The sequence below is a fragment of the Chitinophaga jiangningensis genome, assembly GCF_900142605.1.
GTDB classification, from domain to species: domain Bacteria; phylum Bacteroidota; class Bacteroidia; order Chitinophagales; family Chitinophagaceae; genus Chitinophaga; species Chitinophaga jiangningensis.
This window is the reverse complement of record NZ_FRBL01000007.1, coordinates 282,592-308,715: the sequence shown is the minus strand read 5'-3', so window position 1 is coordinate 308,715 and position 26,124 is coordinate 282,592. Positions and strand designations below refer to the sequence as shown.

22 protein-coding genes are annotated in these 26,124 nt (G+C 40.9%); 21 read left to right on the top strand and 1 reads right to left on the bottom strand.

Features of this window, described 5'->3' with window-relative positions; translation table 11 throughout:
- The first annotated feature begins 87 nt into the window (after window positions 1–87).
- A complete protein-coding gene (locus BUB18_RS19455) occupies window positions 88–1,305 on the top strand; it encodes a sterol desaturase family protein (protein WP_073084294.1) in 1,218 nt (405 codons plus the stop codon).
- Window positions 1,306–1,318: 13 nt separating this feature from the next.
- Here BUB18_RS19455 and BUB18_RS19450 read toward each other — a convergent pair whose 3' ends face one another.
- On the bottom strand, window positions 1,319–1,816 hold the full coding sequence (locus BUB18_RS19450) for an RNA polymerase sigma factor (protein ID WP_073084292.1): 498 nt from the start codon (window positions 1,814–1,816) through the stop codon (window positions 1,319–1,321).
- Window positions 1,817–2,326: 510 nt separating this feature from the next.
- Between BUB18_RS19450 and BUB18_RS19445 the strand changes: the two genes are divergently transcribed.
- The 20 genes from BUB18_RS19445 (at window position 2,327) to BUB18_RS19350 (ending at window position 26,105) form a co-directional block, all read left to right on the top strand.
- The gene (locus BUB18_RS19445; RefSeq protein ID WP_073084291.1) at window positions 2,327–4,813 is read left to right on the top strand and encodes an SLBB domain-containing protein; all 2,487 of its coding nucleotides are present in this window, start codon (window positions 2,327–2,329) and stop codon (window positions 4,811–4,813) included.
- Between the two features lie 27 nt (window positions 4,814–4,840).
- Entirely contained in the window at window positions 4,841–5,935 is a 1,095-nt protein-coding gene (locus tag BUB18_RS19440) for a hypothetical protein (protein WP_073084289.1), read from the top strand.
- 36 nt (window positions 5,936–5,971) lie between these two features.
- Window positions 5,972–6,982 (top strand): SDR family NAD(P)-dependent oxidoreductase, encoded by a 1,011-nt coding sequence (locus BUB18_RS19435; RefSeq protein WP_073084287.1) that lies wholly within the window; start codon window positions 5,972–5,974, stop codon window positions 6,980–6,982.
- A 2-nt stretch (window positions 6,983–6,984) separates the two neighbouring features.
- Window positions 6,985–8,076 (top strand): DegT/DnrJ/EryC1/StrS family aminotransferase, encoded by a 1,092-nt coding sequence (locus tag BUB18_RS19430; protein ID WP_218588065.1) that lies wholly within the window; start codon window positions 6,985–6,987, stop codon window positions 8,074–8,076.
- Window positions 8,077–8,132: 56 nt separating this feature from the next.
- Window positions 8,133–9,194: a DegT/DnrJ/EryC1/StrS family aminotransferase gene (locus BUB18_RS19425; RefSeq protein WP_073084286.1), complete on the top strand. Its 1,062-nt coding sequence runs from the start codon at window positions 8,133–8,135 to the stop codon at window positions 9,192–9,194.
- 19 nt (window positions 9,195–9,213) lie between these two features.
- Window positions 9,214–9,456 carry an acyl carrier protein gene (locus tag BUB18_RS19420; protein WP_073084284.1) on the top strand — a complete coding sequence of 81 codons (243 nt, stop codon included), beginning with the start codon at window positions 9,214–9,216 and terminating at the stop codon, window positions 9,454–9,456.
- Window positions 9,457–9,461: 5 nt separating this feature from the next.
- On the top strand, window positions 9,462–10,199 hold the full coding sequence (locus BUB18_RS19415) for an SDR family NAD(P)-dependent oxidoreductase (protein ID WP_073084282.1): 738 nt from the start codon (window positions 9,462–9,464) through the stop codon (window positions 10,197–10,199).
- Window positions 10,199–11,209 carry a 3-oxoacyl-ACP synthase III family protein gene (locus BUB18_RS19410; RefSeq protein WP_073084281.1) on the top strand — a complete coding sequence of 337 codons (1,011 nt, stop codon included), beginning with the start codon at window positions 10,199–10,201 and terminating at the stop codon, window positions 11,207–11,209. The genes BUB18_RS19415 and BUB18_RS19410 overlap by 1 nt, the downstream gene beginning before the upstream one ends.
- A 10-nt stretch (window positions 11,210–11,219) precedes the next feature.
- Complete coding sequence (locus BUB18_RS19405) at window positions 11,220–12,110, top strand: acyltransferase (protein WP_073084279.1); 891 nt, start codon at window positions 11,220–11,222, stop codon at window positions 12,108–12,110.
- The gene (locus BUB18_RS19400; RefSeq protein WP_073084278.1) at window positions 12,107–13,627 is read left to right on the top strand and encodes a lipopolysaccharide biosynthesis protein; all 1,521 of its coding nucleotides are present in this window, start codon (window positions 12,107–12,109) and stop codon (window positions 13,625–13,627) included. Before BUB18_RS19405 ends, BUB18_RS19400 begins: the two co-directional genes overlap by 4 nt.
- A 61-nt stretch (window positions 13,628–13,688) precedes the next feature.
- Window positions 13,689–14,921: a glycosyltransferase family 2 protein gene (locus tag BUB18_RS19395; protein ID WP_073084276.1), complete on the top strand. Its 1,233-nt coding sequence runs from the start codon at window positions 13,689–13,691 to the stop codon at window positions 14,919–14,921.
- Window positions 14,921–15,985 (top strand): EpsG family protein, encoded by a 1,065-nt coding sequence (locus BUB18_RS19390; RefSeq protein WP_073084274.1) that lies wholly within the window; start codon window positions 14,921–14,923, stop codon window positions 15,983–15,985. Before BUB18_RS19395 ends, BUB18_RS19390 begins: the two co-directional genes overlap by 1 nt.
- Complete coding sequence (locus BUB18_RS19385) at window positions 15,979–17,133, top strand: glycosyltransferase (protein WP_073084272.1); 1,155 nt, start codon at window positions 15,979–15,981, stop codon at window positions 17,131–17,133. Before BUB18_RS19390 ends, BUB18_RS19385 begins: the two co-directional genes overlap by 7 nt.
- Window positions 17,130–18,089: a glycosyltransferase gene (locus BUB18_RS19380; protein WP_073084271.1), complete on the top strand. Its 960-nt coding sequence runs from the start codon at window positions 17,130–17,132 to the stop codon at window positions 18,087–18,089. Before BUB18_RS19385 ends, BUB18_RS19380 begins: the two co-directional genes overlap by 4 nt.
- A 37-nt stretch (window positions 18,090–18,126) precedes the next feature.
- Window positions 18,127–18,888, top strand: coding sequence for a glycosyltransferase family 2 protein (locus BUB18_RS19375; protein WP_073084269.1), 762 nt, complete (start codon window positions 18,127–18,129; stop codon window positions 18,886–18,888).
- Window positions 18,888–20,003: a UDP-galactopyranose mutase gene (gene glf / locus BUB18_RS19370; protein ID WP_073084268.1), complete on the top strand. Its 1,116-nt coding sequence runs from the start codon at window positions 18,888–18,890 to the stop codon at window positions 20,001–20,003. The genes BUB18_RS19375 and glf overlap by 1 nt, the downstream gene beginning before the upstream one ends.
- Before the next feature lie 67 nt (window positions 20,004–20,070).
- Window positions 20,071–21,186 (top strand): GDP-mannose 4,6-dehydratase, encoded by a 1,116-nt coding sequence (gene gmd / locus BUB18_RS19365; RefSeq protein ID WP_073084266.1) that lies wholly within the window; start codon window positions 20,071–20,073, stop codon window positions 21,184–21,186.
- A gap of 2 nt (window positions 21,187–21,188) precedes the next feature.
- Window positions 21,189–22,118 (top strand): GDP-L-fucose synthase, encoded by a 930-nt coding sequence (gene fcl / locus BUB18_RS19360; RefSeq protein ID WP_073084265.1) that lies wholly within the window; start codon window positions 21,189–21,191, stop codon window positions 22,116–22,118.
- Between the two features lie 207 nt (window positions 22,119–22,325).
- Complete coding sequence (locus BUB18_RS19355) at window positions 22,326–23,912, top strand: hypothetical protein (protein ID WP_073084263.1); 1,587 nt, start codon at window positions 22,326–22,328, stop codon at window positions 23,910–23,912.
- A gap of 288 nt (window positions 23,913–24,200) precedes the next feature.
- Entirely contained in the window at window positions 24,201–26,105 is a 1,905-nt protein-coding gene (locus BUB18_RS19350; protein ID WP_073084262.1) for an ABC-F family ATP-binding cassette domain-containing protein, read from the top strand.
- Window positions 26,106–26,124: the final 19 nt, after the last annotated feature.

Genomic DNA, 26,124 nt, shown 5'->3' with positions numbered 1-26,124 from the left:
ATGCCGTGCGCAGCACGGTATCTCCCTGAACGATACCGAAGGTCTCGTTCTTAAAACCTATGCAATCACTCATTAAAAAATAAAACAGTGCATTTAAACTATCTCGCTTTTGCGGTGCCTTTGTTTCTGGCATTTATAGGATTAGAGTATCTGGTGGCAACGAAGCAGGGGAAAACTTATTTCAGATTTAACGATACGGTACTGAATCTTAGTGTGGGTATTGCCGAGCGGTTGGCAGATACATTTACAGTGGGCTTATTTTACTTTGTGTACCGGTATTTGTATGAGCATTATGCCCTGTTTAGTATCCGGCCGAGTGTGTTGTTATGGGTGGCGTTGTTGTTGTGTACTGATTTTGTGTGGTATTGGTATCATAGGTTGGCGCATGAGGTAACGTTATTTTGGTGTGCGCATGTGGTGCACCATCAGAGTGAGGAGTTTAATTATACGGTATCGGCGCGGATAACGGTGTTTCAGGCTTTTCTGCGTACGGGTTTCTGGGCGATATTGCCGGTGGTGGGATTTCCGCCGGGAATGATTACCAGTATGTTGCTGGTGCATGGGTTGTATCCGTTTTTCATACATACGCGTACGATTGGGAAGTTGGGGGTGCTGGAGTATATTTTGGTGACACCGTCGCATCACCGGGTGCATCATGCGAGTAATCCGCAGTATTTGGACAGGAATTACGGGGACGTGTTTATCATTTGGGATAAGTTGTTTGGTACGTTTACGAAGGAGACGGAGGAGCCGGTGTACGGGTTAACGAAGCCTTTGAACAGCAACAGTTTTTTATGGCAGCATTTTCATTTTGTGTTAGAGATGGTGTATTCCGTGCGGCATGCGCGGACGTGGGGGGAACGTTTCAGGATTGTGTTTGGCCGGCCGGACAATGTGCACCCTGCTGCCAGGGCGATACTGGAAGAGCGGTTTATTATTGGTAAGGATACGGTAACGGAAACGCCTAAGCTGAATAACTATGTTATCTGGCAGATCGCGGTTACGTTATTGTTATTATTTTCTTTTTTGTTATTGGAGCATTATGTACCTGTGTTTATCCAGGTATGCATAAGCATGTTGATTGTATCGACTTTAATTAACTGCGGCGCGATATTGGAACAGAAGCGGTGGGTGTTCTATCTTGAATATGCGCGGTTTGTGATATTGGTTTCCTCGGTATATTATTGCTGGCCTCAGCCGGTGGTGTTACTGGGGGCTGTGGTGGTAATGGCAGGTGGATTTTATTTTCATGGTGCCTTACGTCAGCGTTATTTGAACTTGGTTTATAGGGGGATAGAAAATTAGTAAATAAGGTTTTTTAGCGTTGAACTTGTGTTTTCAGGATTTTCCGGGCAAAATGGATCCGGCTTTTGATGGTACCCAGTGGTTCCTGGAGGATGGCTGCTATTTCGAAGTACTTATACCCTTCGAGGTATAGCAGGAATGGCTGTTTAAAGATAACGGGCAGCTTATACATCGCCAGGTGTACATCTTTGGTGCGCATGGTTGTTTCGGCGCTGTTGCCAACTACACCGCGTTGATAATTAATGAAGAAATCGCTGATGACAGGTTCTGTGATCATGCGATTTTTTGATTTTTTGCGGTAGTTGTTAATAAAGATGTTACGCATGATAGTAAAAAGCCATGCTTTAATATTAGTGCCCTCCAGGTATTTGTCCTGGTTGGTAAGGGCCCTGAAGATAGTTTCCTGATAAAGATCTTTTGCCTGCTCATTGTCTTTCGTAAGGGTATAAGCGAAGGGTTTCAGGAAGTCGGCGTTACCGACAAGTAAGGTGTTAAATTCAACAGATGACATAAACGTTTAAGTTTTGTGTTAACTAATTTAAACAAAATTCATCGAAACAGAAAGGTTAGTTCTATCTATTAACTTAAAAATCAATTAAATCGGGACAGCAATTTCACATTCACAAGACGGAATGGACATCTTAGGATGTCCTTAAAAAGACACATGGTTTGGTATAAGCACGGATACTCTATCTATATTAACGGATAATATGGCAAAACGGTTTGTTATTATCTTCCGTATATGTAATAATTTACATATGTTGATTGTGATTATATTATTTTCTATTTAAAATTAAAATTTTACGTATCGGGGTGATTTCTGGCATTATTATGCGGGTAACAGGAACATTCGCAACTGATAAGTGTTATAACGGTCATTAAACTGTTTTTTTGTCTAGTAACATTTATATGTTATTTTATATAGATTTGCACCTTATTTGGCGGGTTTTTGGTCAGATAAGCCCGATATTTAAAGCCAAAAGAACGAATTCGAGAAAGAACAATAATATATCCTATTATAATGTTAAGAAAGTTATTGCTGATCCAGCTGTTCCTGTTTGTTGTTTATAGTGTGAATGCCCAGGTTCCGTCGTTTTCCAAAGAACAGATGAAGCAGATGAAGGTGGATAACCTGAGCGATGATCAGGTTAGGCAGCTGGTGGCCGAGATGAAGAAGAATAACCTGTCTTTTGACGATATAGATACTTATGCCCAGCAGAAAGGCATTCCCGATGTGGAGGCGTCAAAGCTGAAGGACAGGATCAGAGCGATGGGATTGGATAAGGAGTTAACCGGGAATAAGACTAAAACTAAGCAAGACGCTGCAAAATCAGAGGAACGAGAGGTAGATGATGAGGACGATAAGGCCAAAGATTCAACCGAGCCCAAGCTGACTAAAGAAGAGAAGGAGCGGGAGAAGCGAAGGAAAAGGATCTTTGGAGCAGAGTTGTTTTCAAATAAGAATCTGACTTTTGAACCGAATCTCCGGATGGCCACTCCTCCTAACTATCGGCTGGCCGCTAATGACGAGCTACTGATTGATGTGTATGGATACTCAGAGGTGCAGCATCGCTTAAAGGTTACCCCGGACGGCTATATCAGAATCCCCAATTTAGGCCCCGTATACGTGAATGGATTAACCATAGAAGAAGCGAAAAACCGGATTACAAAACAATTAGCCACTATTTATTCGGGGATTAAGTCTGGTAACACATTTGTGCAGATGTCCCTGGGAAGTATCCGTAGTATCCGCGTGCTCCTGATTGGAGAAGTGGAAAAGCCGGGTTCTTATACTGTTCCGTCACTGGCTACGGTAGCGAATGCGCTGTATGTATCCGGAGGGCCGAATGAAAATGGTAGTTTCCGTAATATCCAGGTGATCCGTAATGGTGTGCCTGCTGCAACCTTTGATTTATATGATTTCCTGGCCAATGGCGACCTTACGAACAATATTGTGTTGCAGGATCAGGATATTGTTAAGATCAATCCTTACAAGACAAGAATAGAGCTGGCTGGTGAAGTAAAACGCCCTGCGATCTTTGAAGCGAAAGAGAATGAGTCACTGCAGCGAATGATAGAGTTCGCCGGTGGGTATACCGATCGCGCCTATACGGATGTGATCCGTGGATACCGGGTGAATAATAAAGAAAGAGAGGTGGTGAATATCACCGCTGATCAGCTGGGTAACTTTAAGGTGAAGTCTGGTGATAATTTCGTGGTGGATTCGATATTGAATCGTTACAGCAACAGGGTTACCATAAGTGGTGCTGTTTTTCATCCTGGCAATTATGCACTGGAAGAGGGAATGACAATTACTGATCTGTTGAAAAGAGCGGATGGAGTAAGGGAAGAGGCTTCGTTGACGCGCGGACTCATTCGTCGTTTGCAGGCAGACTTTACACCGGCGTATATTAATTTTAATGTGCAGGATGCTGTGGCTGGTAAATCCAATATCACGTTGCAAAAGGAGGATAGTGTAATGATTTATTCTAAGCTGGACCTCCGGGAAGAATATGAAGTACGTATAGACGGGGAGGTGAATAAACCAGGTTATTATGCATATGGAGATAGTATGCACCTGGAGGATTTGATTTTGCTGGCAGGAGGTTTGAATGATGCGGCATCTACACAGCATATTGAGGTGTCCCGCAGGATTCGTAATGGTGTTTATAGCCCGCAGGATACGGTAAAGGCTATTGTGCAATATTTTGATGTCAATAAAGACCTGAGTACTAATCCAGACGCCCAGAACTTTGTATTATTGCCGTTTGATGAAGTGTCGATCCGTCGTTCACCCGTTTATTCTAGACAGGCGAATGTGTCGATTGGTGGTGAGGTGGTGTATCCTGGCGATTACACAATTAATACCAGGGCTGAGCGAATTTCAGATCTGATCAAGCGCACCGGAGGGTTGAGGCCTGAGGCGTATGCGGAAGGTGCGGTGATGTTGCGGAAGACGTTTATTAATGAGGGGGATAGTTTGATATTGGCGAATAAGCTGGAGGTGTTTATTAATAAATTGCAGGATAGTGCGGATATTGTAAGGGTAAAGGAGTCGGTTTCTCGTCACGAGCAATTGTTGGGAATCAATTTGGATCAGATCATTAAGAATCCAGGATCCAAATATGACTTACTATTGGAAGAAGGAGATGTGATTCGTGTTCCGAAGAAGTTGCAGACGGTGCAGTTGTTTGGGGAAGTGTATTTTCCGAAGAAGGTAAGATTTGATAATAACTATACTTTCCGTGATTATATACATGGCGCAGGTGGATTTACTTCCCAGGCGTTGAAGCGGAGAAGCTACATTGTATATCCTAATGGAGAGGTGAAGAATACCAAGCGTGTATTTTTCTTCAATAGCTATCCTAAGGTGAAGCCTGGAGCGGAGGTATATGTACCGGCAAAGAAGGAGAAGAAAGGGCTGAGTGGTCAGGAAGGAATTGCAATAGCCAGTGGGCTTGCGTCGATTGCGCTTGTCATTGTTACGATCTTAAATACCGTTAAGTAATTTTTTAAATTCATCAATAGAGCAGGCATGCAAGCACCAGGGCAATCTCAAAGCAGTGCATCAGAGAAGCAGATATCATTAAAAGACATACTCATTCAGTTATTTGCGGCCATAGGTTTTCTGTGGGCCAAGAAATGGATACTTGTAATTGCCGTGATTTTTGGATCTGCTCTTGGCTTTGTTTACTCTCTGGTCGCCAAGACCAAATATGTGGCCAATTTATCTTTTGTTATGGAAGAAACAAAAGGTAGTGGGTTAGGAGCTTACGCTGGTATCGCTAGTCAGTTTGGAATCGATTTATCTGGAGGGGCAAGCAGTGGATTGTTTTCAGGAGATAATATCCTGGAGTTTTTGAAAACGAACTTAATTGTAGAAAGAGCATTACTTAGCCCAAGAACTGGAAATTTGAAAGGGACTGAAAGTCTTGCTGATCTTTATGTTGAAAGTCATGACTGGAAAAAGCAATGGAGTAAGGACCCCGGATTGAGCGATATTAAGTTTTCACGTGAAAACGATTATAGTAGTGATCCTCGCAAGAAGTTACAAAGAGATAGCTTGCTAAAGGTACTATATCAAGATATTCTAAAAAATGTGCTAGCAGTTGGAAAACCAGATAAAAAGCTAGGCTTCATCGTTGTTACGTGTATATCCCGGAATGAGGAGTTTTCGCAGAAATTTGCTACACGGGTAGTGGGTGAAGCGATTGAATTCTATTCAAAGATGAAAACAAAGAAGTCTGCGGCGAACGTTGCTGTGTTACAGGCAAAAGCCGATTCCATTGCAGCGCTGATGAATAAGAAAACGTATGCAGCAGCTGTGGAAGCCGACTTGAATGCTAATCCGGCCAGAAGGGTTACACTTGTGGGTGCGGAGTTGGCCAGCAGAGACAAACTAATGCTGCAGACAATGTATGGAGAGGTGGTAAAGAACTTGGAGCTGAGTAAAATTGCGATGTCGCAAGACGCTCCTTTGATCCAGGAGGTGGACGTGCCGCAATTGCCGTTGGAGAAAGTAAAAGTCAGAAAATCAATGGGATTATTGCTGGGGGGGATTATCGGAGGTAGCTTGGTAGCTGTGTTGCTCCTTGCCATACGTTTTTACAAAAGTATTTTCGCAGATTAAAGACAACCATAACTTATACAAATACAATTTAGTTTTATGCATTACTCAAATAAAGTGATTTTAGTAACCGGAGGCACTGGATCATTTGGTAATTACATTGTACACAGATTATTGCAGTATGATGTAAAAGAAATACGTATTCTCAGTCGCGATGAGAAAAAGCAGTATGATATGCGTATTCATTACAAAAATAATCCTCGTATCAAATTCTTTATTGGAGATATTAAAGATTACACAAGGGTTGATGAAGTGATGGCGGGGGTGGATATTGTATACCAGGCTGCTGCCCTTAAACATGTGCCGGTATGTGAAAATTCACCATTTGAAGCTGTTAAAACCAATATTATTGGAGTTCAGAATGTAATCACTGCTGCACTGAAGCATAAGGTTGGTAAATTTATTTGTGTAAGTACAGATAAAGCAGTTAAGCCGGTAAACGTAATGGGAATGACAAAGGCAACGCAGGAAAGGCTCGTGCTTAGTGCGAATCACTCTCCCGAAAACAGCGGTACTATTTTTTGTGTAGTTAGATATGGTAATGTGTTACTGTCGAGAGGTTCTGTAGTACCATTTTTTAGAAAACAGTTAAGTGAAGGTCAGACGATCACTATTACAGATGAAGGCATGACTCGTTTTCTCCTTACCTTAAGTGATGCGATTGACTTGGTGATGTTTGCTACAGAAAATGCTGTTGGTGGTGAAACATTTGTTAAGAAAGCTCCTAGTGCAAGAATTGTTGATATTGCGGCGTTGCTTTCAGCAGATTTTAACAAGCCTCATGAGATAAAAGTTATTGGCAAATTTCCTGGTGAAAAACTACATGAAATTCTGATTACGGAAGAAGAGCTGCAACGTACGGAAGATCATGGAGATTATTTTACAGTTCATCCATGGTGGGCGAATAAATCCTTCGCTGAGTTACAACAGGAGTATAGTTCGGATCTTGAAGTGATCAGTGATATGGTTGCTATAAAGGAACTGATTCGTGATGCTGATGAAAAGGCGGCGGAAGTACATGTGGAAAAAGGAGAGTTTTCAAAAATTTAATCATGATGATTCCAATAGTGAAACCTTATATTCCACCAAAGGAAAAGCTATTTCCTGAGTTGGAAAATATTCTCTACAGTGGATATATAGCGGAGGGCGAAAAAGTATACGAGTTTGAAAAGCTTTTTGGGGCATATGTCAATAACCCATTTTCACTGTCATTAAACTCAGGTACAGCTGCACTGCACATTGCACTGATTATGGCAGGAGTTAAGCCAGGTGATGAGGTTATTAGCACGGTTCTTACCGCAGAACCTACCAACGTAGCGATCAAGCTTGTTGGTGGTAAGGTAGTGTGGGCAGATGTGGATCCTTCTACCGGGTTGCTGGATCCCGTATCCGTGAGAAGCAAAATTACAGATAAGACCAAAGCTATTATTTTGGTGCATTATGCTGGTATGGTTGCGGACCTAAATGAGTTTACTAAAATCTCTGAGGAGTTCAATATCCCTATCATTGAGGATGCTGCCCATGCGCTAGGAGCCAAATACAAGGGGCAAAATATTGGGGGAGTATCTGAATATACAATTTTTTCTCTCCAGGCGATAAAGCACATGACTACGGTAGATGGTGGATTTCTTTGCCTGAAAAGTCAAGAAGCATTTGATCGTGCGCGTAAATTGAGGTGGTTTGGCTTGGATAAAACCCGACCTCGTTTGGAAAATGATATTACTGAAGCAGGTTACAAATATCACATGAATAATGTGAATGCTACCATTGGTATCGTACAGATGCAATACATAGAACAAATTGTAGGTAGTTATATTGAGAATGGAAAATATTTTGATAAGGCTCTCAAAAATATTCCAGGAATTGAACTCCTGAAGTACTATGATGATACCTCACCATCTTATTGGCTTTATACAATGAAGGTTGATAATCGGGATGCATTTATAAAGCATATGGCTGCCCATAATATTTCTGCTTCAGAATTGCATCTGAGAAATGATCGCCACAGTTTGTTCAAAGAATCAGCAACCGAACTACCTGCTTTTAATGAGTTCTATAAAAAGATGGTCCATATTCCTTGCGGATGGTGGCTTTCCGCGGAAGATCGTGAGATGATTGTATCAGCAATTAATTCAGGATGGTAAGTGGATGGTTGCATGGATCATCAAATAACACATTGTGATAGATAAATTGGATAATAATGGTACCTCTTTTTAAGCCATACATGTCGAAAAACATTAGCCAGCTGAATGAGATTCTTTATTCAGGTGCGTTAAGTTATGGTAAATGGGGAAGGCAGTTCGAATCAGAGCTTTCAAATATGATCGGACATCCACAAATCCTTGCGGTGAACTCCTATAACATTGCCATTTTGGTAGTGTTGTCCGCATTAGATTTACAGCCGGGAGATGAAATAATCGCTTCTCCGGTTAGTTGCCTTGCATCGAATCAACCTTTCATTACCAAAAGGCTGAAAATTATTTGGACTGATGTGGACCCTAACACTGGAACACTAGATCCGGCTGATGTTAGAAGTAAGATTACTGGCAAAACAAAAGTGATTATGCATAATCACTTTTGTGGGTATCCTGGATACATCAATGAAATAAATGCTATAGGAAAAGAATTTGGCATTACGGTGATAGATGATTGTATAGAAGCATTTGGTTCTAGCTACAATGGGCGTTTGTTAGGAAATTGTGATACAGACATTAGTATTTTCTCTTTTCAGCCTGTCAGATTACCGAATACAATTGATGGAGGTGCTATCTCCTTCAAAAACAAAACATTGTATGAAAAGGCTGCGATCATTAGAGACTATGGAATCAATAGAAGCCAATTTCGGGACAGCATGAACGAAATTAGTCCTAATTGTGATATTGCGCTTGAAGGATATGGTGCATTGATGAGCGATGTCAACGCTTATATAGGGGTTTCTCAAATGCCGGAATTGCTGCAATTGCTTAGTAAACAACGAAGTAATGCTGAACAGTGGAAAGAAAACCTTTCAGAACGTTATCCGGACATGCGGATGCTGGGCAATCGGAAGGAAATAAATCCAAACTATTGGGTTTTTAGTGTGTTATCAAAAGATAAGGACCAGCTGATGAAATCATTCCGGGAGGAAGGCTTTTATGCGTCTGGGGTGCATATCAATAACAACATCTACTCTGCATTTGGTCAGCAGGAAGAGCTCAAAGGAGTAAAAGAATTTATGAGTACGCATCTTGCTCTGCCTTGTGGCTGGTGGATGAATCAGTAACATTAAAAATTTATTTAACATGGAAATTACTGTATTTGTTGACAACTTTGCAAATTTGTTTGATGAAACTCCAAAGGCAGAAATCGGAGAAACGACCAATTTTAAAGGATTGGAAGAATGGAATTCCTTATTAGGACTTGCCACAGTTGCAATGGTAGACGAACATTACGGAGTGAGGGTATCCGGAGATGAGATAAAAGACGCACAAACGGTTACTGACTTATTTGAGTTAGTTAAACAGAAAAGTGCTGGTAATAAATAGATTCAATGTTTTCATTAAGAGGAAAAACTGTTCTGGTAACTGGTGCATCTTCTGGAATCGGTAAGCAAATTTGTATTACGCTTGCCGGCCAGGGAGCACAGTTAATAATTACGGGGCGGAGCACTGAGCGATTGTCAGAGACGCTTCAAGCATTGGCTGGAGAAGGGCATCAAATGATACCTGCAGACTTGACAGATTCGGCATTATTAGCAGAGTTGGTAAAAGGCTTACCTGTATTAACAGGTGTAGTTTTTTGTGCAGGGGTGATTACCTATTTGCCTGCAGCTTTTTCAAATGAAGCGAAAATAGCAGAGATATTTAAAGTGAACTACAATAGTCAGATTGTACTTTGTCAACAAATACTCAAAGCGAAGAAAATTGCAAAGGGAGGCGCTTTAGTTTTTATTTCGTCTATCTCTTCGCAATTGGGAGTGCCAGGAACTTTACTTTACGCTTCTTCAAAAGCTGCTGTTAATGCGGCCGTGAAAGTACTTGCTGCTGAATTGTCTTCGCAAAAAATTAGAGTAAATGCAATCGCACCTGGAATTGTGAGAACACCATTGTTGGACACAGCCAAGGATATTATGGAAAAGGAACGTTTCGACAATGCAGAGAAAGAATATCCTCTTGGATATGGAGAACCTGCAGATGTTGCAAATGCAACAGTATTCTATCTGGCTGATGAGAGTAAATGGGCAACAGGGAATATAATGATTTTAGATGGAGGATATACATTAAAATAATGAATGCATACATTAAAGCAATCAGTTACTACCTGCCAGAACAAGTGCTCACCAATGAAATGTTGGTGACTCAATTTCCAGAGTGGTCTGTGGAGAAGGTAGCCTCAAAAATTGGCATCCAGGAAAGACGCATTGCCGCTCCAGATGAATTTGTTTCGGATATGGCGGTGAAGGCTGGAGAAGCCTTGCTGCAGGAATATAATATTCCTGCCAGTGATATAGATTTTGTGTTGCTCTGCACGCAGAGCCCTGATTTTTGTTTGCCAACAACCGCCTGTCTGGTCCAAAATAAACTGGGCATACCTACTAATGCAGGAGCAATCGATTTTAACCTCGGTTGTTCAGGTTTTGTATATGGTCTTGCTTTTGCTAAAGGATTAATCGCAGGAGGAATAGCAAAGAATATACTCTTGATTACTTCAGAAACCTATTCTAAATACTTACATCCGCTGGACAAGGGGAACCGTACTATTTTTGGAGACGCAGCAGCGGCTACTTTAATTTCCACTTCAGGTTTTGCTGAAATTGGCCAATTTGAGTTGGGAACCGATGGAAGAGGAGCTGAAAATCTGATTGTTAGAAATGGTGGATCAAGAGCTCCCCGTTCTGCCATCCCTGCTGAAGCCACTTTCGATGGTAATGATCCCATATCTCCTGATTGCTTGTACATGAATGGCTCGGAAATATTCAATTTCACCTTGGAGTCTGTTCCGCAATTAGTCAAAACCACACTCAGTAAGAATACGCTGACTGATGCAGATATTGACTTGTACGTTTTTCATCAGGCAAATCAGTATATGCTCAATTTTTTGAGAAGAAAAATTGGAATCAGCGAAGAAAAATTTTTCCTCTACATGAGTAAGGTTGGGAATACCGTTTCTTCCACCATTCCCATTGCTTTAAAAGCAGCAATGGAGGACGGTAAAATTAAAAGTGATCGCGATCGCGTATTGTTGGCTGGTTTCGGTGTTGGATATTCCTGGGGTGGTTGTGTGTTAAATTTTGCGTAAATAAGGTGATATGTCTAAACACGGGATTGGTAACATTATTGAAGAAGGAGTCGAATTACCTGAAAATGTTACATTAGGAAACTATAACATTATCCGTAAAGGAGTACGTTTTGAGATATTATCTCCTTCCGGACAATTGACGATAGGGGATTGTAATGTCTTTAATGAAAATGTAAAAATACTGATTGGATCAAATGGCGTTAGCATTGGAGATTGGAATGTATTTCACAATCAAATATTGCTAACTGGGATTGGTAACACCGCTACCACCATTGGGCACAATTGCTGGTTTGGGCAGAATTGCATTTTGGATGGAAGTGGGGGGCTCACTATCGGTAATGGCGTAAGAGTGGGCATGTATTCGCAAATATGGTCACATGTTGCTAGTGGAGAACAGTTAGAAGGCTGTTTACTTTATGGTTACGGACATACTATTATTGAAAACGATGTATGGTTGGTGGGGTCTTGCATTATTGCTTCCGGAGTAACGCTGGGAGAAAAAAGTATTTGCATGACTACCTCATTTGTACAGAAGAATACAGAGCAGGGAGCTACCTACATAGGAAATCCTGCCCAAAAAATGGAAAAGCTTAAACTTTGGTATAAACCGAAGCTGAAAGATAAGTTTGAGATGATGGTCAATTGGAGTAAAGAATTTACAAATGCCAATGCAGATGTTGAATTAATAGTAAATGGAGATCAAATTATACTGAAGGGACAGTCAAACGAGCAAATAATTATCGGTAACCAGGAACATAGTCCAGCATTAACACCCACTACCACCTACTTCAATCTGGTTACTAAAACATACACCAAGCGTTTAACCTCCCTTGAACGTAGGTTTTACAAATTTATTTATAACAATAAGGCACGGTTTCTTCCGCAGATTGATTCCAAATGAATAACCTACTCACAAAAAACATAATTGCTAATTATTTGGGGAAAATATGGAGTTTTGTCTCTGTCTATATCTTTATTCCCATCTATATCAAGATGTTGGGAATTGAATCCTACGCAATCATTAATTTTTACGCTGTTATTCTTGCGATGTTGTTTTTTGCAGATGCCGGATTGACTGCCACGCTTAACCGAGAACTTGCTCGATCTACGGATAGATCATACACCAGGAATTTACTTTTTACCATGGAGAGGATATACCTTTTTATCTGTATAGGTATTGCGTTAACCATCGGTATTTTTTCAAATACAATTGCTACCCATTGGCTGAAATCGAATTCCATACCGGAAAGAGATCTCACCCTTTGCATGGTAATGATAGGGGTTGGGATTGCACTCCAATTTTACTCCACCTTATATAATGGTGGATTGATGGGATTACAAAAGCAAGTGCTTGCAAACGGGCTTCAGGTTACCTGGAGCATTTTTAGGTTTGGAGTCGCGTTATTACCTCTCTACTTTTATCCCAATCTGCTTGTTTTTTTTATATGGCAGATGTTAATTAATGCAATTTTTTTAATGCTAACGAGGTTTGAACTTTGGAAAGCATTAAAGTCGGACATACCAGCTGTATGTGATTTTTCCATTATGAAAGGATTGTGGGGGTTTGCCTTGGGAATGATGGCAATGGGAATCATTTCGGCACTTAACACACAGCTCGATAAGTTACTGATCAGCAAGATACTATCGCTGGAAGATTTTGGTTACTATTCACTTGCCACAACCTTCGCTCAGGTACCCGTTATTTTCACAACCCCAATCGCACTAGCAGTGCTTCCTCAAATGACGAAATTAACGGCAGAGAAGAACAAAGGTCAATTGGCCCGGGTTTTCCATCGGTTTTCATTTATCATTACTGTTTTTGCTGTAACAATTGGTTGCCTGCTATTTTTGTACTCCAAAGAGTTGATCACTTTATGGACACATAACCCCACGATTGCAGACAAGGTAGACATTGTGGCTAAAATTTTATTGATTGGAGGAGTATTTCTTGCTTACCAGCTGATGCCTTATCATTTGTCAATTGCTAACGGGTATAATAAAGTGAATGTTCGGATCGGATTAATGGTAATTATTTTGCTCGTACCTTCTTTAATATTTCTTATACAGAAATGGCAGTTGATTGGTGCTGGCATACCTTGGATGACGATTAATCTTATAGCTTTTGTATTGCTTGGCTATCTACTCCTTACAAAATTTTTACCAGGGGAGCTGCAAAGGTGGGCATCTATGGATATTCTATTGCCCACCCTGATGACTTGCGTACTGATTTATACACTGTACCTGGCTACTCATATGTTGCCGGGAGGCTGGTTGATCCTAGTATATTGTGCAGTGATTGGAACCGTATCGCTGGTTGCTAATTTAATCTTATACAACAAATTACATCCTTTGTCGCCGCTGGATTTTCGTAGAATGATACCAGTAAAGGAGGCGCAGGCTGATGTAGGAAATAATTAAGAATGACCAGCCATCAATTGTGCGGTGAGGAAAGTGATCTGAAAATTTAAAATTTAATAGCATGCAACCATTACTGTCTATAGTAATTGCTACAAAAAACAGGGAAAAATATTGTATATCCGCAATCGAATCGATATGCGCACTAGCTCATACTGATCTTCAAATCGCTATTGCAGATAATAGTGCTTCTACCATGTTAAGAGATTTTGTGGCATCCTGCAATGACAGCCGTATAAACTATGCATACGATCCTTCCCCAATTACCTCTATCGACAACTTCAATAAAGCGATGGAACTTGCTACGGGTAAGTACCTATGTATGATTGGTGACGATGATACTATTTTGCCTGTCATTTTTGAAATTATTAGGTGGATGGAGTCTGAAGAAATTGATTCAGTATCGTCATCTACCCATATTAATTATGTATGGCCTAATCCTGCGCTGAAAGACTGTACCACAGGGCGGCTTGAAATACCTTCGTATAGTGGTGGAGTAAAGGAAATCAATTGTCAACAGGCCTTACAGGATTTACTCAGGAACGGCATTGTAAACTATCAGATTTATGGCTTGCCACGCATCTACCACGGTATTGTAAGACGTTCGTTAATGACTGAAATCCGGGAGAAGACAGGACATTATTTTGGAGGTTTGAGCCCAGATATATACTCAACGATTTCTCTTTCAATTGTGGCCCGGAATCATTTTGTACTTGACTATCCATTTACCATTGCTGGTGCATGTCCTGCTAGTACTTCGGTAAGTAGCTTACAGGGAACCCATTCAGGGGAACTAAAGGATGCCGCGCATTTTGTGAACCGCAAGGAGCCGTATGCCTGGGAAACGAACGTCCCATATTTTTATAGTGTTGAAACTATATGGGCAGAAAGTGGACTAAAGGCTACCAAAGAAATGGATCGTACTGATTTGTATGAGTTGTTTGATATGTATGATCTCATCCCATTTGTGATTCTGGGGAATATGAGATACCTCGGGAAATTACCATGGCCAAAAGTGAAAAGTCTGGCGGGATTGTCATACCAGCGATCGGCACATCTTTATAAAGAGAATGGTAAAAACAGCGTGTTTCATCGTGCCAGGATACTGGCAGTGCTGACAGCCAGTGGGTTGCGACTGGCCCTGAAAGTGTTGAAACGAAAAATGGGATCTAAAGGACAAGCAGGAAGTAATACACAAGCAGGTATTTATAATCTTAGTGAGGCTATTGATGCAGTGAATCAAAAAAATTTTTGTACGCTTAATCTACCATCCAGGCTTCAAAGCCAATTAAGTTAATGGTTGTATACATTGTATTTTTTGTTCTAGTTGCTGTCTTAGCAATATTGCAGAGTTACACAAAAAAAACAGAAGCTAAGTTTTTTGAGTGGTCACTGCTATTGCTGCTGGTATGTTTTGCCGGTTTGCGTGATGGACTTGGCACAGATACGCCGGCATATAAAACTATTTTTACTGAAATATCATCCTACAACGAAACTTCTTATAATGTAGAATCCGGATTTTTTATCCTGAATAAATACATCGCATTTTTGCACGGTAGCTTTAGCCTGGTATTATTTGTTTCAGCATTAATATCCGCATGGTTTATTGTGAAGGCGGTAAATTTTGTAATGGCAGAATATCCTTCAGGGAAATGGCTAGCCTACATTACTTTCATAAGTATTGGTGTTTACTGGGTATATTATTTTAGTGGTGTCAGACAGGGTTTTACAATTTCTATATTTCTTTATTCGGTTAGATTTATTGTGGAACGGAAGTTTTTCCGGTACCTCATAACTATCGGATTTGGAATGTTATTCCACAATTCCATCTTATTGATGGTACCATTGTATTTCATTCCCCGGGGTAGGATTAACAGTGGTTTGATCTTGATTAGTGCGGTGCTAGCTTACGGGTGTGCAAGGGCAGGGATTACAGATAAAGTATTTGAAATGGCTGTGGGTGGCCTTACTGGCCACTACGGAGGCTATGCTGAATTGTTCAGGAATTCTGCGAATATGGACTCTGGTATAGGTGTTATCCTTAGGGTGTCTGTGAGTTTGATGTTGATTCTTATATCTCCTTATTGGGTAAAAGACGAAAAATCTGCAGTCATTTGTAACATTTTTTCACTTGGAGTAGTACTTTATTGTTTTTTCCTTGGAGTAGATATCCTGATGCGAATTTCTGAGTACATGATAGATACGATGATATTTGTTATGCCATTGTCATTAAGAGCATTTGATGTAAAGGCGAGGTCTGTATTTGTAGTATTTTCGCTACTCTTTTTAGGGGCATTGTTTTACTCGAATATTCATTTTGACGGAATGAACTTGTTACCCTTTAAGACTGTACTATGGTGAAGAATAGAAAAACTATCACGGTAAACTTCCTTATGCATCGGTTTAGAACCGGGGGGGTTGAGCAGATGTTCCTGAATGTATCTTCACAACTGAAAGCAGACAAAATTCGACTTTTGGTTTTAAATAGTGATTTTGATGGCATCTACAATATGATTCCAGCAAATGTGGAGATAGTGGCATTGCAACGTAAGCCTATGATAACGATGGTGAACAAAATGGGGCAGAAATTTTCATTTTTAAAGCCAGTTAGTGCCTTGCTCCAGCTATTATTAATGTGCTGGTATGTTGCCTCCAGCTCTTCTTTGAAGGCGGATTACTGGGTGAATTTTTCTGATACTTTATCTACATTACTACTGGCGAGGTTTGGAGGAGGGAAGCGTTATTCTTGGATCCATCTGAATCCACAACTGATAGCTGTTTCGAGGTGGCGTAAGATATATTTTAGATTGTACGGTGGTATGGATACCATCGTTTGTGTTTGCAATGATCAGAGAAGCTTGCTGCTTAAGCTGTTTCCTGCGATTACCCCTGGGAAAGTAACGGTAATTTACAACTCCATCAATGTGGCTGACATTAAGAGAAGAAAGAATGAACCACTTAATGGAGTAGCAGGCAGGTTTATGCTGATGGTAGCAAGGTTGGATATGCGTACAAAGGATTTCATCACGGTGATTGACGCCTATAGTGCTGCGCGGTTGTTGATGAAAGAGCCTTATAAATTGGTATTTTTGGGAGAAGGGGAGGATAGACGAACGATTCAGGAATATATAGATAAGTCGCCATACGCCACGGATATACTACTACCGGGTAACGATATTAATCCATACAGATGGATGACGAAGGCGTCCTTATTTATTTTTAGTTCACGGTTTGAGGGTTTTGGAATGGTGTTGCTGGAAGCTTTATGTTGCGAGGTGCCCGTGTTGTCAGTTAATTGTCCGGTAGGACCAGCGGAGATACTGGAAAATGGGGCCTCAGGTAAGTTGGTTCCTGTAGGTGACAGAACAGCTATGAAAAATGCGATAGTAGATATATTAACAGACGAGCGCCAGGCTGAATCTTTTGTAGTTGCCGGAAAGCAACGGGCAAATCAGTTTGACGTTAGTAATTCCAATTTAGTACTAAATAATTTGTTTTACCAAATATGAAAAGGGTCTGTGCCATAGTGGTTACCTACAACAGGAAGCAATTATTGCTTCAATGCTTAAATGCAATCCTGGAACAATCCCGGCAGGTGAATGCGATGCTGATTGTAGACAATGCGTCCACAGATAATACGTTTGAATTTCTCCAGGAACATGGAATACTTCCTCAACCATTGCAGGAAGAAAACAGCTACCAAGTCACTTCAGTTGGAAATATTAAGATTTACTACCTCCGATTGTCTTCCAATTCTGGAGGTGCCGGAGGATTCCACGCGGGTCTTAAAGGGGCTTTGGACCTGAAGCAATTTGATTACTATTGGATGATGGATGATGATGGTTATCCTTCCAAAACGTGTCTGGAGCAGCAGTTAGCCTATATAGATGAACATCATTATGTAATGCCTGTTAGTGTGGATATAACAGATTTTACGAAGTTGTCTTGGCCTGTACGCAAGAAATCAGGCCCTAAAACCATTGACTATGCTGAACTGAAGGAGTCATGGGGTAAGACAATGGACTCTATTTTTCCTTTTAATGGATCGCTGTTATCACAAAAAATAGTAGAAGAAGTAGGGTTTCCAAAGAAAGAGCTGTTTTTATGGGGAGATGAATATGAGCATTATTGGCGTTGTAGAAAGGCAGGTTATGATCCAATCACTATTATGGACGCAGAATTTTACCATCCTGCCAATAAGATGTCGTACGAACCGATTATCGGGGGACTGTACAAGGTGCCTTATACAGATGTCGACTGGCGATTTATCTGCCTGGTAAGGAATAGCACATACATTTATTGGAACTATACAGGCAAACATAGAATTGCACTCAAGTTCCTGGTTTATTCTTATTTATTCCTGATTCAGAAACCGCTAAGTTTAAAAAAATATCGCTTGTATCTCAATAGTGTGAATGATGGAATAAAGGGACGATTTGACAGACATTTTTTATACATGAAATAGACGGTTTGCAGCTAATCTATACTAACTTAGTACAACTATGAAAAAAGGACTCGTATCTATAATTACACCTGTTTATAATGCAGAAAGATTCATATCACAAACAATCGATTCTGTGTTGGCTCAAACTTATCCGGAGTGGGAAATGATCATCATTGATGATGGATCTAAGGATAATAGCGTAGAAGTGATCAGGAAGTATGTGGAGCAGGACACTAGAATTTCTTATTTTGCGCAGGCAAACGGTGGTTCAGCGGCAGCGAGGAATAACGGTATCCGCCGTGCAAACGGACAATACATTGCATTATTGGATGCCGATGATCTCTGGGATAGCAATTTCCTGGATAGTCAGATTCAACTGATGAAAGATAAAAATTCAGCACTTGTTTATTCTTCTCACAGGCTCATAAATGAACAATCTGAAGAGATTCACCGTCCATTCATTGTTCCTGAAAAAGTTACCTATAAAAGTTTGCTCAAGACCTGTTCTATTTCTTGTCTGACAGGGCTGTACGATACCACAGGATTTGGGAAAATATATTTGAGGGAAGATCTCAGAAGTCTGAGGGATGACTATGTATACTGGCTCGAAATAATAAAGAAAACCAAAGTAGCATACGGTAATCCTAATGTGATAGCCAGTTACAGGGTGATGAGTTCAAGTGTTACCGGCAATAAGAAGAAAGTGATTAAACCACAGTTTCTTGTATATCTTAAAGTGGAAAAACTGGGCTGGATCAGGAGTGTTTATTACCTGTGCCATTGGGCATATTTTGGATACAAAAAATATTATACGAAGTAATGGAAAAAAAATACGATTATCTCATAGTTGGTGCCGGCCTTTTTGGTTCCGTATTTGCACATGAAGCAACCAAAGCAGGAAAGAAATGCTTGGTGATAGACAAGCGTGACCATAAAGGAGGAAACATTTATTGCGAAAATGTAAATGGAATTAATGTTCACAAATATGGCGCACATATTTTCCACACCAGCAACAAAGAAATATGGGAATATGTTAACCAGTTTGCAGAGTTCAACAGGTATACTAACTCTCCGGTAGCCAACTACTATGGAGAAATGTATAATCTTCCGTTTAACATGAATACTTTCTATCAATTGTGGAAAGTTAAAACACCTGAAGAAGCGAAGAAGAAAATAAATGAGCAAGTAGGGCAACATGCAGTGCTGAACCCGGCTAACTTGGAAGAACAGGCTTTGTCGTTGGTTGGAGAAGATATATATAATAAACTCATTAAGGGTTATACTGAAAAGCAATGGGGACGTTCTGCGAAGGATTTGCCCGCGTTTATCATTAAGCGATTGCCGCTGCGATTCACTTTTGATAATAACTACTTTGACGATAAATACCAGGGTATTCCTGTAGGTGGGTACAACGTAATTATCGATAAAATGCTGGAAGGTACAGAGGTATTGCTAAATACAGACTTCTTTCAGCGTAAAGATTATTTTACTGGTATGGCAGAAAAAGTGGTGTATACCGGTATGATTGATCAGTATTTTGATTATTGCCATGGCAAATTGGAGTATAGAAGTCTTAAATTTGAGCATGAGCATCTGGATACTCCGAACTATCAAGGTAATGCTGTAGTGAATTATACGGACAGCGAAACGCCGTTTACCCGAATCATTGAGCACAAACACTTTGAATTCGGTACACAGCATGATACCATCATCACTCGGGAATATCCCAATGAGTGGACTGATCAGGAAGAACCATACTACCCCATAAATGATACAAGGAATTCAGAAGTTTACCTGCTTTATAAAGATAAAGCAGCTCAGGAAACAAATGTTATTTTTGGCGGGCGTTTGGCTGAATATAAGTACTATGACATGCACCATGTGATAGCACATGCATTAAAGAAAGTAAGAACTGAACTGAAACAGGCTGAATAATCTTAGTTTAGCATAGTTAGGCCGGATAATTTTTCATTTAAAACTTTATAAATTCAAAAATAATTAGATGAAGCGTGCTTTAATAACCGGTATTACAGGTCAGGATGGCGCTTATTTAGCCGATCTATTGCTGGAGAAAGGTTATTTCGTACACGGTATCAAACGGAGATCCTCCCTTTTCAATACAGATCGTATTGATCATTTATACCAGGATCCTCATGAATCCGGAATGCGATTTAAACTCCACTACGGTGACCTCTCTGATAGTACAAATCTGATACGTATCATTCAGGAAGTACAGCCTGATGAGATTTATAATCTTGGGGCTATGAGCCATGTACAGGTCAGCTTTGATGCACCTGAATACACAGCTGATGTAGATGGAGTAGGTACACTTCGTTTGTTAGAAGCAATCCGGCTTTTAGGCTTAACTGATAAAACAAAGATTTATCAGGCTTCCACTTCGGAGTTATATGGGCTTGTACAGGAGGTGCCACAGTCAGAAAAGACACCCTTCTATCCCCGGTCCCCTTATGCAATCGCTAAGATGTATGCTTTCTGGATTACAGTTAATTACAGAGAGGCCTACAACATGTTCGCCTGCAATGGAATACTTTTTAATCATGAAAGCCCGCTCCGTGGAGAGACGTTTGTTACAAGAAAGATAACAAGAGCTGTTGCCAAAATTTCACTTGGTATGCAGGAAAAACTTTACATGGGTAATCTGGATGCAAAAAGAGACTGGGGACATGCGAAGGATTACGTGTATGCGATGTGGTTAATTTTGCAACAGGAGAAGCCGGAGGACTTTGTTATTGCGACTGGTAAAACCACCACTGTAAGAGATTTTGTAAGAATGGCATTTGCGGAAGTAGGTGCTGAAATCGAGTTTAGGGGCAAAGGAATTGATGAAAAAGGATATATAAAATCCGTGTCTGATAGCAGCAGTGGATTTTTTGTGCCTGAACAGGAAGTGTTAGCCGTGGATCCGCGATACTTCCGCCCAACGGAGGTTGACCTCCTCATCGGGGATCCTACAAAAGCACGGGAAGTACTCGGATGGGAACCAACTTATGATCTGCCGGCTCTTGTTAAAGAAATGGTATCTGCTGATGTCCAACTTTTCCGGAAGGAGAAATTATTAAGTGATCACGGATTTAACATTCTGAAAGAACTTGAATAACAATGCAGGTCAAAGATAAAATATATGTAGCCGGACATCGCGGCATGGTTGGTTCTGCAATTGTACGGCAGTTACAAAAAGCTGGATTCAGCAACATTGTGTATCGAACCTCTGCTGAGTTGGATCTCCGTGAGCAGGCTGCTGTGGCGGAGTTCTTCTCCAAGGAGCAGCCCGACTATGTATTCCTTGCAGCAGCCAAAGTAGGAGGGATCATTGCCAATAATACTTACAGAGGACAGTTCATTTACGAGAATCTCATGATTCAAAATAATGTTATTCATCATGCCTATCTGAATAACGTAAAGAAACTCATGTTCCTCGGATCATCCTGCATCTATCCTAAATTGGCCCCACAGCCAATGAAAGAAGAGTATTTGCTTACAGGTCCTTTAGAGCCCACTAACGAACCTTATGCGATTGCCAAAATAGCGGGCATAGAAATGTGTGATGCTTACAGGGCTCAATACGGCTGTAATTACATATCTGTGATGCCCACTAACCTCTATGGCCAGAATGATAATTACGACCTGCAAAATTCGCATGTGCTGCCTGCAATGATTCGTAAAATGCACGAGGCAAAACTTCATGGTACGCCCGAAGTTACTATCTGGGGCACCGGAACACCGCGTCGTGAATTCTTGCACGCAGATGATATGGCGGACGCATGTGTGTTTCTGATGCAAAATTATGATGAGTCGGGGCTTATCAATATCGGTGTAGGAGAAGATATCTCCATCGCAGAATTAGCGAAGCTCGTTCAGGAGGTGATTGGATATACAGGTAACCTGGTATTCGATACCACCAAACCTGATGGAACCCCAAGGAAGCTCATGGACATATCCAAACTGGAACGCTTGGGCTGGAAGGCAAATATTGGCCTGAAAGACGGAGTAACACAGGTTTATAATGAGGTCAAAAATAATTGGAAGTAATTGTTGCTTCCGTTAGCCAGCAGTCCAGAACAGGATTGCTGGCTGAATTAAATACCCCTAAACTGTCATCACTTCTTTTCGAAAACACTATCTTTGTTGATAAGTGAAAACTGTATCCTATGGTCATATTGATGCAGTAATGTCCAAAGTGTAGTGTCTGTATTACCAGGTCCGGGAAACCAATCTTTTGATTACAAAATATATTTAATGAAATATCTCGTTACAACGGGGGCACTCATACTGCTTGCCAGTGGCATATTTGCTCAGGAGAAGCTGCCAGTGACACTGCCCTACAACCCGCAGAACATCCGGGAATTGTATATAGATGCGGCCAATCATCATACTGCATTCAAGCCTATTCTACACGTCGATACCAGTGCTATGTATACCGTAACGGATACCACTAAACGTAGCTGGTTTCACCGGAAATTATTTCAAGAACATCTATTAGAATACCGTCATCAAGACTATAACGTATTTATTGATTTCTTGCCGGATTTTCAGGTGGGTAAATCAAGAGATGGTAGTCGCACCACCTGGATAAACACCCGTGGCGCCATCATTCAGGGAAACATTGGCACCAAATTCTATTTTGAATCGTCCTTTTTCGAAAACCAGGGAAAGTTCCCTTATTACCTGGATCAATACATCCGGAAAAACGATATCGTTCCTGGTCAAGGTGGCATCAAGGACTATAGCGAAGGCAAGGCATTTGATTTTAACTATGCTAATGCATTATTGTCCTATACACCAAACAAATACCTGAATGTAACGGCCGGATATGGTCAAAACTTTATTGGCGACGGATACAGATCCCTGCTGTTGTCTGACATAACATTCAGTTATCCCTACCTGAAGCTTACAGGTGCGCTTGGAAGCGTACAGTATACCGCCATGTGGGCCCAGTTTATGGATAAACACAGTAAGACGTTTGCCAGCGCCTACGATGATTTAGGCTACTACAAGAAATGGGGGGTATTTCATTTCCTGGATTGGAATGTTAGTAAGAAATTAACTATTGGCCTCTTTGACGCTGTAATATGGCCTGATGCTGATTCTTCCGGACGCAAACGTGGTTTCGACTGGAGCTACATGAACCCCATCATATTCCTGCGTTCTGCTGAGTTCTCTGAAGGGTCATCCGATAACGCACTGGTGGGTGCCAATGCTAAATTCAAACTCTTTCCTAAAACAACGCTTTACGGTCAATTACTTTTTGATGAATTAAAAGTGAAGGAAGTCCTGAAAGGAAATGGCTGGTGGGCAAACAAACAGAGCTGGCAGCTTGGCTTCCGTACTTTCGATCTGGCCAACGTGAAGAATTTAGACCTTCAAGGAGAATATAATGCAGTAAGGCCATACACCTATAGCTACAAAAGTACCTTAATAAATTACGAACATTATAACCAGTCATTAGCGCACCCACTTGGAGCCAACTTTCAAGAAGTATTGGGTATAGCTACATATAGGTATAAACGTTGGTATGGCAGAGGAGAATTAATGTACGCAATGTATGGGGATGATCCGGATGAAGCGGCAAACTACGGCCATGATATCTCCAAACCATATACGACCAGGGTAAAAGACTATGGCGTTTATATTGGTCAGGGCGAGCGTACCAATATGCTTTATGCCCAAGGTACCATTGCCTATGTACTCAATCCCAAATATAACCTGCGGATAGAAACCTCACTGGCTGCCAGAAGAGTGAACAACGATGCTGGTAAAAATACTGATCTGATATTTAATATTGGTCTGAGAAGTACCTTCAGGCAATTCTATTATGATTTTTAAGAGACGACGGGTAACAATCGTTACCCAGCGCTCAAAAAGGATGTTCCACTAGCTCTTACAAACATAGGAGACGCCCTCTTTGAGCGCTCAAGTATAGAGAGGGCAAAAATACCAGGTAATGACCCAAACGCGACTGCCAAGATTTAATTGAAAATTAGGTAGATGTCTGCTAGGATAGGTTTCGTATTAATGTATTTTAATATGCGAAAAATTAAGATAGTAGGTCTAAGCATGATTTCTGCCACTTCTGTTAAATAGATAATTGAAATTATGCTTTAACTTCGCCCTATGCATTACGTTACAGTAGAAGGACTCACTAAATCGTACGGAACCAAACCGCTTTTCCGAGATATTTCATTCCATATAGAAGAAGGTGATAAAATCGCCCTGGTAGCCCTTAATGGCTCCGGAAAATCAACCCTACTGAAGATTATTCTCGGCAAAGAATCTCCGGATGAAGGCAAGGTTTGGATACATAAAGACGTAAATGTGGTAATGCTGGAGCAGCAGGCCGACTTTGACCTCTCTAAAAACGTATTAGAAAATATCTTTGATCATAGCAACCCTATCTTAAATGCGATAAAGGAATACGAAGCCCTGACTGATGAGGAAGCCCCAGAGCCAGACCATGAAGCACTGGCAGCTGCCATTACCAAAATGGATGAACTCAACGCCTGGCATTTTGATTCCAAAGTGAAACAAATATTGGGTAAACTGAATATCCACCGCCTGGATCAACCAATCGGCAGCCTTTCTGGTGGCCAGCAAAAACGTGTGGCCCTGGCAAAAGTGCTGATAGATATTGGTTTTGAGCATAAACATGTGTTGCTGATCATGGATGAGCCAACCAACCACCTGGATGTTTCCATGATCGAATGGTTGGAAAATTACCTGGATCAGGAAAGAGTGACATTGCTGCTTGTTACGCACGACAGGTACTTCCTCGATAGTGTGTGCAACGAAGTAATGGAACTAGATCAAGAACAACTTTTTATCTATAAGGGAGATTACGAAAATTATCTGGAGAAGAAAGCCGCTCGTGAGGAAAGTGATAAAGCTTCTGTAGAAAAAGCGAGAAACGTATATCGTAAAGAGCTGGAGTGGATGCGTAAGCAACCCAAGGCCCGTACTACGAAATCCAAATCACGCCAGGACAATTTTTATGAAGTAAAGGCAAAAGCCACGACCCGTATTCAGGACCAACAATTGGAACTGAATGTGAAAATGACGCGCCTGGGTGGCAAAATTCTGGAACTTAAAAAAGTATATAAATCTTACGGTGAACTTTCCATTCTCAAAGGCTTTGACTACACCTTCAAAAAGGGAGAACGTGTAGGTGTAGTGGGGAAAAATGGAGTAGGTAAATCTACTTTCATCAATATGCTCCTCGGAAAAGAAGAACCAGATTCCGGGAAAATCAACGTCGGTGAAACCATAGTTTTTGGTGATTACAGTCAGGAAGGGTTAGTGATTAAAGAAGATGTACGTGTAATCGAATTCGTGAAAAATATTGCAGAAAACTTCCCACTCGCAGATGGTACTAAAGTAAGCGCTGCTCAATTCCTGGAATTATTCCTGTTCCCGGCAGAGAAGCAGTACACCTATATTTCTAAACTCAGTGGAGGAGAAAAGCGCCGCCTACATCTTCTCTCCATTCTCTTCCGTAATCCTAACTTCTTAGTACTTGATGAGCCTACGAACGATCTGGATCTCCCCACCCTTAGTATTTTAGAATCCTTCTTGCAGGAGTACCAAGGTTGCATAATCATTGTAAGCCACGACCGTTATTTTATGGATAAATTGGTAGATCACCTATTTGTTTTTGAAGGACAAGGGCAGATACGCGATTATCCTGGTAACTATACGCAGTATAGAGAGTGGGAGAAAGAGGAAGAAAAGAGAAAGACGCAGGCACAAAAAGAAGTAAAACCTGTTCCGGATAGTACCAAAGCAGTTACGCAAGCACCTGAAAAGGGCAAGAAGATGTCATTTAAAGAAAAGAGAGAATTGGAGATGCTAGAGCAGGCAATTGAAAAGTTAGAAGGAGAAAAGAAAGAAATTGAAAATGAGCTGTCCTGTGGTAACCTGCCCTTTGAAAAAATAGCACCTCTCACCACGCGAATGGGTGAAATCCTAGAATTGTTGGATGAAAAATCAATACGCTGGCTTGAACTTAGTGAGATAGAGGGTTAAAATAGTGCTGTCAGGGTGT